Annotated in this window: 16 protein-coding genes and 2 tRNA genes; 10 read left to right on the plus strand and 8 right to left on the minus strand. The window is 37.6% G+C overall.

Going from position 1 to position 19077, the window contains the following annotated elements:
• The 4 genes from MKL38_RS19105 to MKL38_RS19120 all read left to right on the plus strand — a co-directional run bounded on the left by MKL38_RS19105 (window position 1) and on the right by MKL38_RS19120 (window position 1709).
• Window positions 1-85 (plus strand) — tRNA-Leu (locus MKL38_RS19105).
• A gap of 68 nt (window positions 86-153) precedes the next feature.
• Window positions 154-227 (plus strand) — tRNA-Trp (locus MKL38_RS19110).
• Window positions 228-685: 458 nt separating this feature from the next.
• Window positions 686-895: a cold-shock protein gene (locus tag MKL38_RS19115; RefSeq protein WP_003650775.1), complete on the plus strand. Its 210-nt coding sequence runs from the start codon at window positions 686-688 to the stop codon at window positions 893-895.
• 343 nt (window positions 896-1238) lie between these two features.
• Complete coding sequence (locus MKL38_RS19120) at window positions 1239-1709, plus strand: AnBLUF65 family BLUF photoreceptors (RefSeq protein ID WP_045430269.1); 471 nt, start codon at window positions 1239-1241, stop codon at window positions 1707-1709.
• On the opposite strand, the gene MKL38_RS19125 is transcribed toward MKL38_RS19120, so the two are convergent.
• The 5 genes from MKL38_RS19125 to MKL38_RS19145 form a co-directional block, all read right to left on the minus strand.
• Window positions 1684-2031: a hypothetical protein gene (locus tag MKL38_RS19125; protein ID WP_270904141.1), complete on the minus strand. Its 348-nt coding sequence runs from the start codon at window positions 2029-2031 to the stop codon at window positions 1684-1686. The two genes, MKL38_RS19120 and MKL38_RS19125, sit on opposite strands and share 26 nt — an antisense overlap.
• A gap of 533 nt (window positions 2032-2564) precedes the next feature.
• Window positions 2565-3170, minus strand: coding sequence for a LysE family translocator (locus MKL38_RS19130; RefSeq protein ID WP_270904142.1), 606 nt, complete (start codon window positions 3168-3170; stop codon window positions 2565-2567).
• A gap of 50 nt (window positions 3171-3220) precedes the next feature.
• Window positions 3221-4054 carry an AraC family transcriptional regulator gene (locus MKL38_RS19135; RefSeq protein WP_151743244.1) on the minus strand — a complete coding sequence of 278 codons (834 nt, stop codon included), beginning with the start codon at window positions 4052-4054 and terminating at the stop codon, window positions 3221-3223.
• 124 nt (window positions 4055-4178) lie between these two features.
• Entirely contained in the window at window positions 4179-5540 is a 1362-nt protein-coding gene (locus MKL38_RS19140; RefSeq protein ID WP_270904143.1) for an MATE family efflux transporter, read from the minus strand.
• A gap of 49 nt (window positions 5541-5589) precedes the next feature.
• On the minus strand, window positions 5590-7026 hold the full coding sequence (locus tag MKL38_RS19145) for an efflux transporter outer membrane subunit (RefSeq protein ID WP_270904144.1): 1437 nt from the start codon (window positions 7024-7026) through the stop codon (window positions 5590-5592).
• A 127-nt stretch (window positions 7027-7153) separates the two neighbouring features.
• Between MKL38_RS19145 and MKL38_RS19150 the strand changes: the two genes are divergently transcribed.
• The 4 genes from MKL38_RS19150 to MKL38_RS19165 all read left to right on the plus strand — a co-directional run bounded on the left by MKL38_RS19150 (window position 7154) and on the right by MKL38_RS19165 (window position 12889).
• A complete protein-coding gene (locus MKL38_RS19150; protein WP_004643418.1) occupies window positions 7154-7774 on the plus strand; it encodes a TetR/AcrR family transcriptional regulator in 621 nt (206 codons plus the stop codon).
• A gap of 82 nt (window positions 7775-7856) precedes the next feature.
• Window positions 7857-8981, plus strand: coding sequence for an efflux RND transporter periplasmic adaptor subunit (locus MKL38_RS19155; protein WP_267530768.1), 1125 nt, complete (start codon window positions 7857-7859; stop codon window positions 8979-8981).
• Window positions 8978-12043 (plus strand): efflux RND transporter permease subunit, encoded by a 3066-nt coding sequence (locus MKL38_RS19160; protein ID WP_267530767.1) that lies wholly within the window; start codon window positions 8978-8980, stop codon window positions 12041-12043. The genes MKL38_RS19155 and MKL38_RS19160 overlap by 4 nt, the downstream gene beginning before the upstream one ends.
• 39 nt (window positions 12044-12082) lie before the next feature.
• Window positions 12083-12889 (plus strand): oxidoreductase, encoded by an 807-nt coding sequence (locus MKL38_RS19165; protein WP_267530766.1) that lies wholly within the window; start codon window positions 12083-12085, stop codon window positions 12887-12889.
• Between the two features lie 200 nt (window positions 12890-13089).
• Here the strand turns inward: MKL38_RS19165 and MKL38_RS19170 are convergent, their stop codons facing one another.
• A complete protein-coding gene (locus MKL38_RS19170; RefSeq protein WP_151743332.1) occupies window positions 13090-13563 on the minus strand; it encodes a hypothetical protein in 474 nt (157 codons plus the stop codon).
• A 118-nt stretch (window positions 13564-13681) separates the two neighbouring features.
• Window positions 13682-14767, minus strand: a complete 1086-nt coding sequence (locus MKL38_RS19175; RefSeq protein ID WP_270904145.1) for a hypothetical protein — start codon at window positions 14765-14767, stop codon at window positions 13682-13684.
• A 242-nt stretch (window positions 14768-15009) separates the two neighbouring features.
• On the opposite strand from MKL38_RS19175, the gene MKL38_RS19180 reads away from it, so the two are divergent.
• On the plus strand, window positions 15010-15633 hold the full coding sequence (locus MKL38_RS19180) for a TetR/AcrR family transcriptional regulator (protein ID WP_013197273.1): 624 nt from the start codon (window positions 15010-15012) through the stop codon (window positions 15631-15633).
• A 16-nt stretch (window positions 15634-15649) separates the two neighbouring features.
• Here the strand turns inward: MKL38_RS19180 and MKL38_RS19185 are convergent, their stop codons facing one another.
• Window positions 15650-16669: an AraC family transcriptional regulator gene (locus tag MKL38_RS19185; protein WP_270904146.1), complete on the minus strand. Its 1020-nt coding sequence runs from the start codon at window positions 16667-16669 to the stop codon at window positions 15650-15652.
• Between the two features lie 107 nt (window positions 16670-16776).
• On the opposite strand from MKL38_RS19185, the gene MKL38_RS19190 reads away from it, so the two are divergent.
• A complete protein-coding gene (locus tag MKL38_RS19190) occupies window positions 16777-19017 on the plus strand; it encodes a fatty acid desaturase (RefSeq protein WP_270904147.1) in 2241 nt (746 codons plus the stop codon).
• Window positions 19018-19077: the final 60 nt, after the last annotated feature.

Here is a 19077-nt window from a genome sequence, read left to right on the forward strand (position 1 = left end):
GGGGGCGTGGCGAAATTGGTAGACGCACTGGATTTAGGTTCCAGCGCCGCAAGGTGTAAGAGTTCGAGTCTCTTCGCCCCCACCATTAAAAGAAGCAAGACGATGTTCTTGCTTTTTTTATGATTAAATCATTAGTTATTTAATCATAAACATAGAGGATTGGTGTAATGGTAGCATGACGGTCTCCAAAACCGTTCGTCAAGGTTCGAGTCCTTGATCCTCTGCCAATGATTTAAAAATGAAGCTCCTTTTTAGGAGTTTTTTTATTGCCTGAATTTTTAAAGCTCAAATTATTTCAAGTATTCGTTCATATTTTCATCTGCCACTTGATAAGTTATAAGCAGTTATCTTTCTGTTCCTCGATATTTTATCTAATCAGACGTAAGGTGTTGGTTAAGTAGGGAATATACTAAATTTTTAGTTGCTTTATTAAGTTATTGTTTTTCTGATTTTTATTATAATTTATAAAATTTTTTTCATAAAAAGCTTGAATAGAAATTTATTTCATGTATCATGCTCTTAACTAGAAAAAAGTCTTGTTAGTAAATCTTCTTTAAAGTATCGTAGTTTTAGTCATAATCCTTCGTTTTTTAAGATCTTAACTCAATTTGTTATTCTTTTTTCAAAGTTATGTTAGTGTCATTATTAAATGATACTAAAATATTAGAAATCAGTAGGATATATCATGTCTAATACAGTAAGTGGTACAGTAAAATGGTTTAACGAAACTAAAGGTTTCGGTTTCATTCAACAAGATAATGGTCCAGATGTGTTTGCTCACTTCAAAGAAATTTCTGGTTCAGGTTTCAAAACTTTGCACGAAGGTCAACGTGTAACGTTTACTGTTACTCAAGGGCAAAAAGGCCCAAATGCTGTAAATATTATTCCACAATAATATTTCAGTAAGAAAAAAAGCACTTTTTAGTGCTTTTTTTTATTTTAGTCATTTAAAAGAAATTCTATTGTTCTTTTAAATGCTATAAAAGCTCTCTTATAGAGGGCTTTTTATTTTCTATCCAGTATGTAAGTCTAATAATATCTCTTATCTCTTATCTCTTATCTCTTATCTCTTATCTCTTATCTCTTATCTCTTATCTCTTATCTCTTATCTCTTATCTCTTAAATTAGTCATTTGTTTAATGCTTAGCATAGGGAAGAAATATAAATTATCAGGAATAGATATATGTTAGATTGAAGAATCTTTAGATAAAGAAATTTTATATTTCACGGAATTGTTAATGAACGTTCGACTGTGTTATGCCAGCCAACGAAACGAAAAAAATGAAGACTTACTGCAAGATTTACGTGATATCTTGACAGAAGCTCGAAATTTCAATGATTTGAATCAAATTTGTGGTGTGCTGTATTATGCTGATAATGCTTTCTTTCAATGCTTAGAAGGTGAACAAGAGTTAGTAGAAAGATTATTTGAAAAGATTAAAAATGATCAAAGACACTACAATGTTAAATGGCTATGCACATATTCCATTGAGAAGAATTCTTTTCAGCGTTGGTCGATGAAATATGTACAGCGTAATACAAATATTGAATCTTTCTTTTTAAGTATGGGAGAAACTAGTTTTAATCCCATTCGTCTTGATGAGCAGAATTTAAAAATTTTCTTAAATGAATTATTGATTGCTGATCAAACCAAGATGAATACGGTTAAGAAAGTAGGAATGGTTAAGCGTGGGGTGAACCCTTTCTAGCTGTTTGGCTATCAAAAATATGGAGGGCCTTGAGTTTAGGAATGATTTTAGTCATAACAAGATAGACAATAATTGAACTTGCGAGCATCCATATCACTTCTAAACTTTGGCTAATAACAAACATTGCCCAGTAAAAAAAGCTAAATAAGGCAAGACATAGTCCGCTACCTTTGAAATACCAAGTAATAAATATTCCAAAAAGTGCAGAAGAGAGCAGAAGGTTGGTTGTTTCATTCATTCCTAGGTAGTTAAAGAAAATAATCAGTAAGCATAAAGCTAACATTGATAGTAAATATACAAATATATTTTTTGCAATAAACATTTTCTATATCCTATCTGATGACTAAAAAGTTATCTTTCCTCTGTTTCCAGAGGAAAGATAGTACATATTAATTTTTGAGATTCTTTTTCTATTATTAGGAGTTTTTATATTAATAAAGATAATGTTACCGATTCTCCAGATCTCTTCATTAATATTCAGCTTTCTATTTAATAGTAAAGAGTGCTTATATGTACTGAAATTAATTATAGGAAAAACAATTGGTTATGTTGTAGGTTTTAGCTTACATGGTTGTGAGAAATTACCTACATTTGTTTAAAAAATAGACGAAATTTACAGGATAATATTTAATATAAGTTTATATTTAACAATAGCTTATTCGGTTTTGCTTTTAGGTTGTTTTTTACATAAATAACAAAAAGTAACATGTGTTTTAGGGAGCATGTTTCTCAAAATAAAAAATATTAGGTCATTAAATGAGTATTCATTAAAAAGTTATTTTATGAAATTATAAGAATAAGTAGTTTTTAATATAGAAAATTAATAATAAAAATTTATATGACCTAATTTATACATTAAAAAGTAGATAGGACTGGCAACCATGCAGAGATGAGTAGTGTTAGCGCCATCATTTTATTAAAAATGTTCATATGCTTTGTTTGTGAAAATAATCGATTGCTTAGCCTACCCGCTAAGGCCCACATGTAAAGGCAAGGAATAGCTATAACGAAAAAAATGAAGGATAAAATTGAGACATTTATCCAGATATCTTGCCCTTGTTTTGTGTAGACACTAATCACTGCAAAAGCCATCATCCATGTTTTAGGATTAATTGCTTGCATGAAAAAGCCAGTAATGAAACCAATCGGACCTTTTTCTTTGTCTTGTTGGAAATGAATAATAGGATTGTAGTTATATAATTTCCAAGCCAACGAGGTTAGCCAGATTAAACCAATGAGTGTCATTATTTTTTGAATAATTGGGTAAGCCAGAAGGGTTGAACCCAGCCCAATGCCAACGATGAGCACAAGTAGGGCAGCCCCGATGCAAGAACCTAAAATGACAGGAAACGTTTTAGAAATTTTATAACGGCTACTTAAATTTAAAATTATAAAATTAGTTGGACCGGGAGTAATTGAGGCAACAATAGCAAATAATGAAAATGCAGTGAGGTTTTCCATCTTGTCTACTTGAATTAATAGGGAGAGATAAGATGAAATAATTAAAATTTTTAATCTTGAAGATTTGTGCAGATTTTTCTATAGGCCGCAGGTGTTAATCCATAGCAGCGCTTAAACCAGCGACTTAAATGACTTTGGTCAGCAAAGCATAAATCTGAAGCAACTTGTGCAGGTGATATGCTTCTGGCGAGTAAATCACGCGCTCGTGTAAGTCTGAGTTGAATGAGATATTGATGAGGTGCTAAATGAAAAGTTGCTTTAAAAATGCGGTGAATATGGTATCTGTCTAAGCCTATCATGCGAGCGATGTCTTCAAGCCCTATATCTTCAAATAGATGATCATGCAAAATATCTCGGATTTGATATGCGATTCGAGGCGTGTGAGTAGAAGATGATTGGTGAGCTTTTTTTAACCATTTTCCTTGTGCGATATACTGAATAAGTAGGTCTAGACTATTATCTTTGACAATATTCATTTCTTTATAGTGCAGATGCTGGAATGCTTGAGAAGTAATAATAGCGAGCTGTTCATCTGACTTTAATGGTGCATCAATCACTAACTCGTAGTGATCAGGGCTATTATGAAATAAACCTTGGATACGTTGTTTCAACCAGTCTGGATGTAGGTAGAGCATTTGGTAGGTAAAGCCATCAGATGCAGGAGCATGCCCATCATGGATTTCTTCTGGTTCAAGCATAAAGACTTGTCCCGCATGACTATTGATTTGCTTTTTACGACAGTGAAATTGTTGAATGCCGGATTCAGTTACACCAATTAAATAGCTCGAATGCCAGTGGGGATCATAAGCATGACCAGTAAAATGGGCACGGATTGTTTCAATACCTGTATTGGTATCTTTTGAAATATCCACCCAGTTACCCATAACAATCCACCCATAAATTTTTAAGTTTAGCCCTTAGAACGGTACAAAAGAGGTGAATGTAGTTCTAGAAGATTTGTGCAAAATCTTTAAGCAAATTGAGCAATTTTTTGAACTCAATGCAATTTTATCTATGGATAAAATTTGCCAAGCAGGACACCAAACCAAATATCAAAGCACTCAGGCCAATAACTTGAAAGAAAGTTGATAAACTTGCATCAAAATATAGAACAGCGATACTTCCGATAATGGCTGCAATAATCATTCTGATGGTACCAGCTAAGATAGGGCCTAATAATCGTTTTGAACCTTGGCCTGCAAAATAAAGTGCCATACCTACACCTATTGCTCCGTAAAAAGGCGCAACATGCTGCAAGTAATTCGTTCCAGTCTGAAGAACAGATGGATCATGACTGAAAAAACCAAGCCAAATGGAAGGAAAAATACTAAAGAAAAGTCCTATTGAGCCAGTGATAAGGAATGTAATAAAAACCCCGATCCATGTGATATGACGTGCTCTTTGAAATTGCCCAGCTCCATAATTAATACCTACCATGGTCATGATTGCTGAGCCGATACCGAACATAAGCGGAACTTGCACGTAGTCTAATCGGGAAGCAATACCGTACCCCGCGATTGCATCAGAACCAAATTGACCAACTAAGGTTGTTACGATGACAACAGTTAAATTGAGTTGAATTATTCCAATAGCAGACAGTGAGCCAATACCAAGAATATCTTTGAAGAACTGAAATTTGATAGGCTTGATCGATAATTTGATAATGCTATGCGTTGTTCGCATATGTCTAATTAAGCATATGATGGCAAAAATATAATAACTTAAGACAGCGAGCCCAGCTCCAGCTACACCCAATGAGGGAATGAATCCCCAACCAAAAATGAAAATAGGTGATAGGGGTAAAAGTAGTACTCCACCTAGAAGTGTTATGCGGGCCGGAGTTTTTGTATCACCGGCACCGCGTAATGCGGCTGAGAGTAGGGCTACAGCCCATATAAGGGGTGAACCTATAAAAATAATATTGGAATATTTTAGGGCAGCATCTAAAGCTAAGCCAGTAACGCCCATTAAGTGATATATCATCTGGGCTGAGGTGAGCATAACAATACTAAAAACTCCTCCCAAAATGCCAGCAAGAATTACACCATGCCAGACAAGGGATTGGGCATCTTCTGATCGACCTGCTCCAGAAGCCCGAGCAATTGCTGAAGCTAGTCCTCCACCAAATCCACCATTCGCTAGCATTTGCATGAGCATAAGAATTGGGAACACTACGGCTACGCCAGCTATTACATCCGTTCCTAGAGAGCTAACAAAATATGTTTCTAGTAATCCAATCAGGGTTTGTACGAGTAGAACAGCTATGGTGGGTAACGCCAGTTTTAGCATTACTTGGGGAATTGGTCCGTTTAAGATCGCATGATTTAAATCATGTGTATTTAACGGCTGGCGTACTGATTGTTCCCGCATAATAATTCTCGCTTTATAAACTGCTTGCTATAGAGGCAATAGGGGTGTTTCAAAATTTTTGAGGTTGCCAGCCGCCACCCAGTGATTTATAAATTGCTACAGCAGCAAGGGCTGAATCAGTTTGTGCCTGTACTTTTCTATCTGTGAATTGCAAAGTATTTGAATCTGCTTGTAATACTTCTATTCGACTGTTAATTCCTTTTTGATAAGCAATTACAGCGATTTTCTGTGCATGCTTTAATGCATTTTCACCATCTTGAAGTGCTACAAGTTGTTCTTGTCTTTTAGATAAAGTTGATAATGAGTTCTCTACATCTTCCGCTGCATGTAAGACGGCTAATTGATAGGCTGCAAGCTTTTCGGCTTCTTGTGCCTTAGCTAAGCGAATTTCTGCATTAATTCGACCAAAATCAAATAAACGCCAACGTAAGCCTAATAAGCCAGCAGCCTGATTGGCTCCACTTGAAAATAAGTTTCCACTTGCTGTGGTTGCGCTACCTATCAAACCGCCTAAAGAAACCTTTGGGTAATATTCTGCAATCGCACTGCCAATACGTGCATTTGAAGCTGCCAGTTGCCTTTCAGCCATGATGAGATCTGGTCGTCTACGTAAAAGATCGCGGGGTGTTCCTGTTTCTGTAATGTTAGGAATAACTGGAATTGGTTTTACTTCCGCTAGTTCTGCTCGGTGAGTTCCTGGTACGGTTCCAAGCATGACGTCGAGTGCATTCATGGCAATGTCTAGATTCATTCCAAGTGCGGGAACTACAGCCTGAACTTGAGCAACATTCGCTTTAGCTTGTTTGACCTGAAATTCAGATGCCAATCCTTTGCTATATAAAAGTTGAATAATTGAAAGAAGTTTTTGTTGCGTTTGTAATTGTTGCTGGGCAATGTCTAATCGAGATTGTAATCCTCGAATATTAATATAAAGATTTGCTGTTTGCGCTGCGACCATTAAACGAACTGCTGATGCTCCTGCATTCGAAGCCTGATAGTTTGCTAGAGCACTTTCACGGTCTCTTCGAAGGCCTCCGAAAATATCTAATTCCCAAGTGGCACTTAGGTTTGCCTCATAAGAACTACCATGTCGGTCAAAATTAGGCATTGAATTTAAAACTTGCCCCAGTGGAGTTTCAACGGATTGGTAAGCTTTAGCTGCTTGCGCATCAACAGTACCTATTGGGCGTAAAGAAGCATTGACTGCCGATAAGCCTGCTTGGGCTTGAGTCACACGGGTATATGCTTGGGTCAGATCCAGATTTTGTTTTAATGCTAATGTGACATATCGAGTAAGTTGAGGGTCATTAAAACTTTTCCACCATACTTCAATATCTGCTTTGGTTTCGTCACTTGGTGAGTTTAAGCGAGCGCCAAGATATTGCTCGGGTAGAGATATGCTAGGACGTTTATACTTAGGACCTACGGTACAAGCAGCAAGAATGCTGGTGAGTATTGGTAGGAGAACGATAGATCTAGATAACATATTTTCCCCAAGGCGAGATTTTGAACAATGGCTTAATTGTGACTATAATACAATTTAGTCACTTGTTGTCAATATCAGGGGTCAAGAGTTAAACTACAACTTTCACACAAAGGTTTAAATTGAAAATATGAGTAAAGAAAAAAGTAGTTATCCTGTTTCAAAGCGAGGACCGGAAGATCATGAGGTAAGGGACCAAATCGTGGTTGCTGCTACAGAGCATTTCAGCCGCTATGGTTATGAGAAAACTACAGTTTCTGATCTTGCAAAATCTATAGGCTTTTCTAAAGCTTATATTTATAAATTTTTTGAATCTAAACAGGCAATTGGCGAGATGATATGTGCCAATTGTTTGCGTGAAATTGAAGATGAAGTTAATGCTGCCATTCAAGAAGCTGAATATCCTGCTGAAAAATTGAGAGTGCTTTTTAAAGTAATTGTGGAAGGGAGCCTTCGTTTATTTTCTCAAGATCGTAAGCTCTATGAAATTGCAGTTTCTGCAGCCTCTGAGAAATGGGATGCTACGGTTGCTTATGAAAATCGAATTCTTAAAGTACTACAAAATATTATTCAAGAAGGTCGTCAAACTGGTGATTTTGAAAGAAAAACACCAATTGATGAAGCAGTTAAGGCTATTTATTTAGTTATGAGACCTTATCTACATCCATTACTTTTACAACATAGCATTTCATATAACGCTGATGCTCCAGTGTTGCTTTCTAGTCTTGTGCTGAGAAGTTTATCGCCATAATAAATTTGTGACTATTGACTAAATTGGTCACTTGATTAAAAATGAGTCTCCTGATTAATTTCTTCAAGGGGGGGACTCTAATATGCGTTATCGTCGCCTTATTCCATTTGCTGCAATATATTTATTTCCTTTTTTCTTGCTAGGTTGTGCTGAAAATACACAATCTGACCCACGTACTTCGGCACCATTAGTACGAGTTGCAACTGTGCAAGAAGAAATTACTTCTGACTCAAGAGCATTTACAGGCACGATAGGCGCACGGGTAGAAAGTGATCTTGGTTTTCGTGTCTCTGGCAAAGTAATCAAACGGTTTGTTGAAGCCGGTCAGACGGTAAAACGCGGACAGTTACTGATGCGTATTGATCCGGTTGATTTGGAACTTGCTGCCAAAGCTCAGCAAGAAGCTGTAGGCGCAGCCAAAGCACGTGCTGAACAAGCAGAAAAAGACGAAGCTCGATATCGTGATTTGCGTGGAAGTGGAGCTATATCTGCTTCCGCCTATGATCAGATTAAGGCAGCAGCAGATACGGCGAGAGCACAGCTAAGTTCAACGCAAGCTCAAGCTAAAGTTGCATTAAATGCCAGTCACTATGCCGACTTAACAGCTGATGGTGATGGCACAATTATGGAAACACTGGTTGAACCGGGGCAAGTTGTAAGCGCGGGTCAAACAGTAATTCGTTTAGCTCATTCTGGTCAAAGAGAAGCAGTTATTCAGCTTCCCGAGACTTTACGCCCTGCAATAGGAGCTATTGGTCAAGCCACTCTCTTTGGTAAAGAAAATATCAGTGTCCCAGCTAAGCTTAGACAGTTATCAAATACAGCAGATCAGCTCACTCGTACTTTTGAAGCACGTTTTGTATTAGACGGAGATTTGGCAAACGCTCCTTTAGGTTCAACCGTTACTGTACGTATTGGAGCTCAAAATCAGAGTTCACAACATTTTTTACAAGTACCGATAGGTTCACTACTTGATAAAGGAAAGGGAGCAGGAGTATGGGTAATTAATGGAAAAACTCAGAAAGTAACGTGGCGTTCTGTTGTTGTAAAACAGGTTGATGATGAATATGCGTATGTAACTGGCAATATTCAGAGTGGAGATCAAATTGTTGCTCTAGGTGCGCATTTACTTCGAGAAGGCGAGTTAGTCCGTATTGCATTACAGGCAAATAATCCTTCAATTGGAAATGAAGGAGGACACTCATGAGTGAGAAAGGTTTTAACCTGTCAGCTCTTGCTGTTCGTGAACGGGGTATCACTCTATTCCTGATTTTTCTAATTTCAATTGCAGGTATTGTTGCATTTTTTAAGTTAGGTCGAGCTGAAGACCCAGCCTTTACAGTTAAGGTCATGACCATTGTGACTGCTTGGCCCGGTGCAACTGCACAAGAAATGCAAGATCAAGTTGCTGAAAAAATCGAAAAACGGATGCAGGAGCTGCGTTGGTATGATCGAACAGAAACCTATACAAGGCCTGGGCTAGCTTTTACGACACTAACCTTACTTGATAGCACACCTCCATCTCAAGTTCAGGAGGAGTTTTATCAAGCGAGGAAGAAAGCAAATGATGAAATGAGCAATTTACCTTCAGGGGTAATTGGGCCACTTGTTAATGATGAATATGCGGATGTGACCTTTACTTTATATGCTTTGAAGGCAAAAAATGAAGCACAAAGATTGTTGGTGCGTGATGCAGAAACGATTAGACAGCAGCTACTTCATGTCCCTGGGGTAAAAAAGGTCAATATTATTGGCGAGCAACCTGAACGTATCTATATTGAATTTTCACATGAGCGCTTGGCAACACTAGGCGTGAATCCACAAGATGTGTTTGCTGCACTTAATAATCAGAATGTACTTACTCCAGCTGGTTCTATTGAGACCAAAGGTCCTCAAGTTTTTGTCAGATTGGATGGTGCTTTTGATAAGTTACAAAAAATTCGAGACACACCTATAACTGCTCAAGGTCGTACCTTGAAATTGTCAGATATTGCGACTGTTAAACGTGGTTATGAAGATCCTGCAACATTCATTATTCGTAATGATGGAGAACCTGCTTTATTGCTAGGTGTAGTCATGCGTGAAGGGTGGAATGGATTAGATCTTGGTAAAGCATTAGAGAACGAAGTTGGCTCAATCAATGAAGATTTACCCCTTGGTATCAGCTTAAATAAGGTGACCGATCAAGCGGTAAATATTAGCTCGTCGGTAAATGAGTTCATGATTAAGTTCTTTGCAGCATTACTTGTGGTGATGTTTGTAAGCTTTATCAGCATGGGATGGCGAGTTGGACTTGTTGTTGCTATGGCTGTACCACTCACATTGGCTATTGTTTTTGTGGCGATGTTGGCAACGGGCAAAAACTTTGACCGAATTACACTGGGCTCTCTTATCCTTGCCTTAGGGCTCTTGGTTGATGATGCCATTATTGCCATTGAAATGATGGTCGTCAAAATGGAGGAGGGCTTTAGCCGAATAGCTGCATCTGCTTATGCATGGAGCCATACCGCAGCACCTATGCTTTCTGGAACATTAGTCACAGCTGTTGGATTTATGCCAAATGGCTTTGCCCGATCTACGGCTGGTGAATATACCAGCAATATGTTTTGGATTGTCGGCATAGCACTTATTGCTTCATGGATTGTTGCAGTAGTTTTTACACCTTATTTAGGTGTGAAGATGTTACCTGATTTTAAAAAAGTCGAAGGTGGACACCATGCAATTTATGACACACCACGATATAACCGTTTCCGTCAAATTCTTGAACGTGTGATTGCGCGTAAATGGCTTGTTGCTGGTAGTGTTATCGGATTATTTGTTTTGGCAATAGGTGGAATGACATTGGTGAAAAAACAATTTTTTCCAATCTCTGACCGACCTGAAGTACTTGTTGAAGTACAAATGCCTTACGGTACATCGATTACGCAAACTAGCGCTGCTACAGCCAAAGTTGAAGCTTGGTTATCTAAGCAAAATGAAGCAAAGATTGTGTCATCGTATATTGGTCAAGGCGCTCCTCGGTTTTATTTATCCATGGGACCTGAGTTACCAGACCCATCCTTTGCCAAGATTGTGATACGAACTGACAACCAAGAAGAACGGGAAGCCTTAAAACATCGCTTAAGACAAGCTGTTTCGAATGGGCTCGCTTCTGAGGCGCAGGTGCGTGTTACACAACTGGTCTTTGGACCATATTCACCCTATCCAGTGGCTTACCGTGTGACAGGGCCAGACCCAGAAAAATTGCGTGTAATTGCAGCTCAGGTTCAGCATGTTATGAATGCTAGCCCAATGATGAGAACTGTAAATACCGATTGGGGAACTCGTACACCAGCCCTTCATTTCACATTACAGCAAGATCGCCTACAAGCAGTTGGTCTCACCTCAGCTTCAGTGGCACAGCAACTACAATTTTTGTTAACAGGTATTCCGATAACATCTGTGCGCGAAGATATTCGTACAGTACAAGTTGTTGCTCGTTCTGCGGGTGATATAAGACTGGATCCTGCAAAAATTGGTGATTTCACACTCACTGGGGCAAATGGACAACGTATTCCTCTGTCACAAATTGGCAAGATTGAAGTACGGATGGAAGAGCCTGTCATACGCCGTCGAGATCGCGTACCAACAATAACCGTTCGTGGAGATATTGCTGAAGGATTGCAACCACCAGATGTATCTACAGCAATTACCAAACAGCTTCAGTCAGTTATAAAAAATCTACCAAAGGGCTATCGCATCGTTGAAGCGGGATCTATTGAAGAGTCGGGTAAAGCCACTAAAGCTATGCTTCCTATTTTCCCGATCATGTTGGCAATGACTTTGCTCATTATCATTCTTCAGGTGAGATCTATAGCTGCAATGATTATGGTGTTTCTCACCAGCCCGTTGGGATTAATCGGTGTGGTACCGACGCTTCTATTATTCCAGCAGCCTTTTGGTATCAATGCTTTGGTTGGGTTGATTGCATTGTCTGGAATTTTAATGCGAAACACACTCATCTTGATTGGTCAAATTCAGCAAAACAAGCAAGCTGGACTCGATCCGTTGGATGCCGTTGTGGAAGCAACAGTACAACGTGCCAGACCCGTCATATTAACGGCTTTGGCTGCTATTTTGGCTTTTATTCCTCTGACTCATTCGGTGTTTTGGGGAACGCTAGCTTATACATTGATTGGTGGAACACTGGCTGGAACCATTTTAACTTTGGTTTTCTTGCCGGCTATGTACTCAATCTGGTTCAAAATCAGAGTCAAACCAACAGCTTAATCATCAGATTCTTAAGTTTAAAAATTATTCGGAGTTCATATGTCAAACTCACAAGTAGTGGTAATTACCGGTGTTTCCTCAGGAATTGGTCAAGCCACAGCAGAAAAATTTGCAAAAAAAGGCCATAAAGTATTTGGAACAGTCAGAAATAAAGTCAAAGCCCAACCTATAGAAGGGGTTGAGCTCATTGAAATGGATGTGTCTGATGAGGACTCTGTCCAACTTGGGATTCATTCTATTATTGATAAGGCTGGGCGTATTGATATCTTAATTAATAATGCTGGAGCAAGCCTGACTGGGGCAATAGAAGAGACCTCTATAAAAGAAGCAGAATTTTTATTTAATACGAATGTATTTAGTATTCTCCGTACGATACAAGCGGTAGTGCCATATATGCGAATACAACATTATGGAAGAATCATAAATATTAGCTCGGTATTGGGTTTTCTTCCTTCACCTTATATGGGTGTATATTCTGCAACTAAACATGCAGTTGAAGGATTATCCGAATCTTTAGATCACGAGCTTCGTCAATTTGGGATTCGCGTGACATTGGTGCAACCTTCTTTCACCAAAACCAATCTAGATAAAAACGCACCTGTAGTAAGTTCTAAAATTCCTGAATATGACAATGAACGTAACTTAGCTACACAGGCCATATCGAATCAGATTAATCATGCATCCCAACCGGATGGTGTTGCCGATACGATCGTTACAGCAGCATTGAATGATTGGCAAATGCGTCGTACACCATCTGGACAAGCGTCTTTGTTAAGTAAGTTACGTCGCTTCATGCCAAGTGGCCCTGTTGATAAGAGCATTAGAAAGACTTTTGGTTTGAAATAACTTATTTATTATTTTTAATATTATAAAATCTAAGCATAAATTTTATGCTTAGATTTTAGTGTTTGTGCGAACCAATTTTTGAAACATTATTTAGTAAATATGATTGACTCATATTCTTTATTTTTAGCTTTATTGACTGAATCTAGGTGTGTGAAGTTAAAATTTTAAATATCAATTATTTTAGACAACATATAACGGAGTTACTTAAGAATAATGAACTTATTGGTAGTAAAGTTTTGAATAAATAAAGATTTTTTAAGAGGGCAGATTAATGCTTTTCGATTCATGATTCCATAAATTAAATATACATATTCTTGTGATGAACCAACTAATGCAAAAAGTTGATCTTGCTGATCAATACCAATAAGAATTTCATTGGTTAATTTTAACATATCAAAAGGTGAGGCGTTTTTCTTGGCCTCAACAGATATATTGAAATTTTCAAAAGTTTTCTTGATATCAAGTAATGAATAATAGAAATTTTGCTGATTTCGTTGAGCTTGCAAATAAACAGCAATACGTTCTATATCTATTGGTTTATTGTGTTTTGCAGCAACTGCTGAAGCAAGAATAAAAGAAATATTTGAAGTATTTGAGTCTATTGAGCCCACTTTAAGTTTAGAAATAGAACTCTGGATATTATCAGGTATATGTTTGACGGAAGCTGAGCACATATTTATTGACCTATAGACTGTGGTAGCTTGGGATGTATTCAGCCCTGCTAATAGTGGTATGAAAACCATGAGTTGTTTTAATTTAAGCGTCATATAAAAGCTTGTATGCAATTTTTACTTAGCAAAACTTTAAGTTCCCGTAGCAGTTTTTGATGCCTATCTGTCCAGAGTCAATAGGATTAATAATTAACTCTCTACCAACTAATCCTCCTAATGCCTCGCCAAGTCCTACATCAATCCGCTGTTGTGTTTCGATATCAGTAAGTATAACTTTCGGTAAGGAAAGCCACCATCCAGGTTGAGCAGCTACAGTATTTTCGAAGCTACCAGAACTTATTTTTTGCCACTGGATAGCTTGTTTTTGTAAGGATAGTGATGTGTCACTAGTAGGAATTGTTCCTGCTGCATCTTGGGCTAGTAAAATTTCATGGAAACCAGACAGAGGATAATCTTTTAATGTGGCATTACTGAGAGTTAAACCTAAAGGTAGATCTAAGATACCTAATAGTTTTAGTGGACCAGTTTTAGCGACTACATTATCCAGCGTTGCTGTTGTAGAGCGGTTAAGAATAAGCGGTTTGTTATAATCATTAATATGTGCTTCTGTAGAGATTAATCCATTTTCAATCACTACATTCTTCAGAACAGTATTCGTAAGTGTTAAATTCAAGTCACCAGATAAAGAGTTAATTCCTCCTGTGTCATCAGCTAATGTTGTTAAATCTGTATTTGATCCCAATCCAAGTTTGCCTAATATGCCTAATGCCCCAAGGCGAAAACCAACAATTTCTCGAGTAGAAGCACTGTCCGGCGATTTGATAGCAAACTCGATAAAAGGATTAGTAATAACGGCATCTGATCCTGCATAGCTACCATTTACGGGGAGGACACCTGCTAAACTAATATCTTCAATATCAATGTCACAACCCACTCCTTTAGTCCCACCGCAACCTAACTGTAAACGTTTAATATTTGCATTTAACTCTACTTGTGCTTCCATTCCGAGACGATAAAAACCTACATCTGTATTTGGATTACCATTTTGATTAGCTGGAATATTGGTTAGATTAAATAATGCTTGACCAGTTACACCAGATAAACTCTTATCATCTAAGAGGTTGAGTTCTGCTTTCACAAGTGAACTGACCAACATCAATGGTATTGTAAATAAGAAAGCCTGTTTTATACTTCTAAAATTGTTCATATCAGTTCCTTTGCTTAAAGATGATTTAGCTCAAAGGAAAGTTTGCATTTCTTTATAAGCTCAATACTCTTTTGTTTTCATAGGCCTAGTATTATTAATGTCCTTTCCTAGGCAATATGGATATTTATAAGCAGCTCTATTGAACGGGAATTATGATTTGCTCTTTTGTGTGAATTAAACAACAATAAAGCATAATGTGTTCAGTGCACACATTATGCTTATAATATGTGCGCGGTGTCAACATGTCTTCTATACAATCTCAAAAATCAAATTATCATCATGGAAATGTGCGTGAAGAATTATTAGATGCAGGATTAGCTCACCTAAAAAATAGTGATGCCGAGAGCCTTAGTTTTCGAGAAATGGCGAGACAAATTGGGGTAAGTGGAAATGCGGTATATCGGCATTTCGAAAATAAAGAGAGCTTTTTAGCAGCATTGGCAGCTAAAGGATTTCAGCTCTTGCAAGAGGAGCAAAGCCAAACGTTGCAAGATGCTAATTCTCAGCCCGAGGCGTTAAAATTATTTGGTTTAGCCTATATTAACTTTGCAAAAAATAATCGAAATCTCTTTGCCTTGATGTTTAATCCTGACTTACAAAAGAATGAAGCACTTGAGTTAAAAGAGGCAGTGGGTAATACATATACTCAGTTACATCAATTAACTGCTTCAATATTAGGTGTGGATGAAAATGACGCTCAAGTTGAAGTATTAGCAATGTTGAGTTGTAGCCTTGTACATGGTCTATCTCATCTTTTATTAGAAGGGCGTTTGGCTGAATCAGAAGAAAAAGCGAATAATTTAGTCTTATTAATTATGAACTATGCTACGAGTTTGCTTACTGGAGCTGGCGTGGATAAGCATTAAAATATTAAATATAAATTTATTTTTGCCACCTAAAATTTCGGGGAGAAATGCCTTTCCAACGTTTAAAGGCTCTGGAAAATGCTGAAACTTCGGAATAGCCCAATTGAATGGCAACTTCTTCAACTGTTAAATTGGTGGTTTTGAGTAAGTCTTCGGCTAAGTCTTTACGAATGTCATCTATAAGCTGTTCATAGGTAACTTCTTCAATTGCGAGATGACGTTGTAATGTTCTGAGGTTGACCTGAAGATAGGCTGCCATTTCATCAATTCTGGGCATTTGAGAGGGTTGTTGGAGTAAAATATTTCTGACTTTTTGGCTATAGCTGCCTAGAGAACTTCTTCGCATCCAAAGTTGTTGGCATTCTTCTTCATATCGTGCACGAATAAATGGGTCTGCTTGAGGTAATGGTAAATCAAGCAAACTGCTTTCAAAGATAATACAGCTACGTGGCTGATTAAATTGAATTGGATATCCCGTTAATTCGGGGAATTTATCGGCATACACAGGTGCAGGTAAGGCAATATTAATGCTCATTACAGGAAATTGTATAGGTAAGACATCTCGTTGAATTGATATAACAGTTATAAGATCTCTTTCAACCAGAAAACACGCTAAGTCATCAGGTAATTGACTATGATCAAAAATCAGTAATGTATATATATCTTCCTGAATAACTTCTAAATTGCAAAAAATGGAACTAAGTTGAAAGTATCGCATAGCAAAATGTAAAGCTTCTTTCATTGTCTGACTACTAAGAATGGCAAAACCCCATGCACCAAATGTGGTTGTATGGTGCCTTAGACCTGCTTCTATACTCAAGGGAAGTGTAGGATCTAGTAGTTTAAGTAAATTTCGAATAACTAAAAATTCTTGTTCTGCTTTTACCTCAAAGTTAGGTTGCGACAAATCATCCAAAGAAATATGCGTGTTTTCAATACAACTTTCAGGTGTTAAACCATGTTGCTGACCTATCATAAGCAATATGCGAATAGCACTGATACTGCGAGGAAAATCCCAATATAATTGTATAGACATGCTTTATGTGTCATGAAATGTCAAGTTTGGTAGTATAAAGTCATTCTGCTAATGTTCAAAACTTTATATCTTTTCGGATAGGATCAAATCCGATAGGGATATATAAAATGCTAAATAATAAAGACGGTAAGCACGAAAGTTTAACGGCAGCTTTAAAAGCTTTATATGATCAAACTAAAGCAAAAGTTGGTGATGCAGACCTAGAACATATCAGAAATGTTGCCGCTTACTCTCAAGCGATTAAAGCGCGTAGTAATGAGTTGATCCAACAAGGTGGAAAACCTAATGCCATAATGCGTGGCGCGATATTGGGTGCATTGCATACATTACTTGAGTTTTCTGAACTTGGTCATAACATCATGCATGGTAGTTATGATCATTTGCCAAATGCAGGTTCTTTCCATTCTGAACGGTGGGTTTGGAATTTTATGGTGGATCCTTATGAATGGCGTGTGATGCATCATCAAAATCACCATCCTTTTACTAATATCGTTGGCGTAGACCATGATTTGGGATATTCCTTTTTACGTATTAAGCCAGGTCAGCCATGGTATGGTCACCATACTTTGCAACTTCCACTGTTGTGGGTTTTATTATTAACAACACCTAATCTTGTATTTTCTTTATTTACTGGAGCATCAGCTGCTAAAACAGAAGGGCGTAAAGTACTTAGTCGAACCACCATTGAACAAACCTTAAAACTGACAAAAAAATATATTGCTCAGCATTTTTGGAAAGATCCTCTTTCGGTTTCTCCTCATCGGATATTGCCGACATTTTTTGGTAATTATCTGAGTACAGTTTTGGGATATGATTTGACTGTTGCAGTCTTATTTCTGGAACACCATTCCCCCAATGTTGAGTTATTTAGTGACCCGGGATTGAGTGAAACAGAAGAAGAGTATTTTCGCCGTCAAATTTTAGCAACAAGTAATTTTACGCCTTATGCCCAACTTGATAATTATTTTAAAACATTGTTGGAAGAGGAAGTTAAATTCGATAATCCACCTGCATTTGATGTGTTTTATGGCGGATTGGACACCCACTTAGAGCATCATTTATTTCCAGACCTACCATGTAATCGTCAAAGAGAAATCCAGCCCTTTGTTAAGGAAATCTGTTTGCAGCATGGCTTACCTCACAATGTTATGTCTCTTGAAGATGTTGTGCCAGATATGATGGTCAATGTACTCAAATTGGCGAGTCCTGTAGGCGAGCAAGAAAGAGGAAATTTTTTTAAAATACTAAAAAATCCTAAGGAGTTATTACGTCGAGTCGTATATGGAGCTCAATATAAACTGCCAGATAATATGACGTATTTAAATAAGCCTCGTTTTTATAATGTACCTGTTAAGGTTTTAGCTGTTTTTCCGCAAGCAGGAAATCAGGCATTAATGATACGTTTTGAAAAACCTCAAGGATGGGAGGGCGTAACTTGGGAAGCTGGTGCATTTATTTCTGTACGGATTGAAGTCGAAGATGAAAGTCTGGTTCGACAATATAGTTTGTTAAGAGACAGTCATGAGGCTGATAATTGTTTGGAAATTGCTGTCAAACGTGTAGAGGGCGGACGTGTTTCAAATTATATCAATGATCATATTAAGAAAAATTTACATATGATTTTGGTAGGAGTACCGCAGGCCTCTCCCGATTTTGTTCTGAAAGAAGTACCTAAACAGATCGTTTTCCTTGCGGGTGGTGTTGGGATTACACCAATTTTGAGTATGTTACGTAAGGCACGACGTGAAGCTCCACATAGCCAAGTTAAGTTACTTTATTTTAACCGTAATGAGAGATCTATTATTTTTGAACATGAATTACGTGAAGTTGCCAACTTATCTGGTTTTGATGTGCATTTTATATGTAATGAGATAGACCCTAATTATCCAATTACAGGGCAAATGTATCAGGCGAAACTAAGTGCTGAATTACTAGCTAAAGTTGTTCCCGATATAACAGCACATGAAGTGTATGTTTGTGCTCCACCAGGATTTATTACTGCCTCAAAATCTATGTTACTGGATTTAGGATTACCTGAAATACAATTTCATACAGAGAGTTTTACCCCTCCGGTAGTAGAGCACCCAACTGATGGTAAAGATCATGTTATCCACTTTGCACGGAGTGGTATCGAGATTGTGGTTCATGGCGGGACAACGCTATTAGAAGCTGCACGTTTGGCTGGCGTTAATATTCCATCGGGATGTGAAAGAGGGTTATGCCGTGCTTGTGTCTGTAATAAGCTACAAGGTGTGACTACTTTAGATCAATACAAGGCACAACCAGATTTACGAATTACCACCTGCAACAGTTTGCCTCGTTCGGATAAGTTGGTACTGGATATTTAACATCTTTGAATATGGAATTTTTACTTTAAAGCTTAAGAGTTAATCACCACAATAATAAAA

This window comes from Acinetobacter sp. AOR14_HL, assembly GCF_027855175.1.
GTDB classification, from domain to species: Bacteria; Pseudomonadota; Gammaproteobacteria; order Pseudomonadales; family Moraxellaceae; genus Acinetobacter; species Acinetobacter calcoaceticus.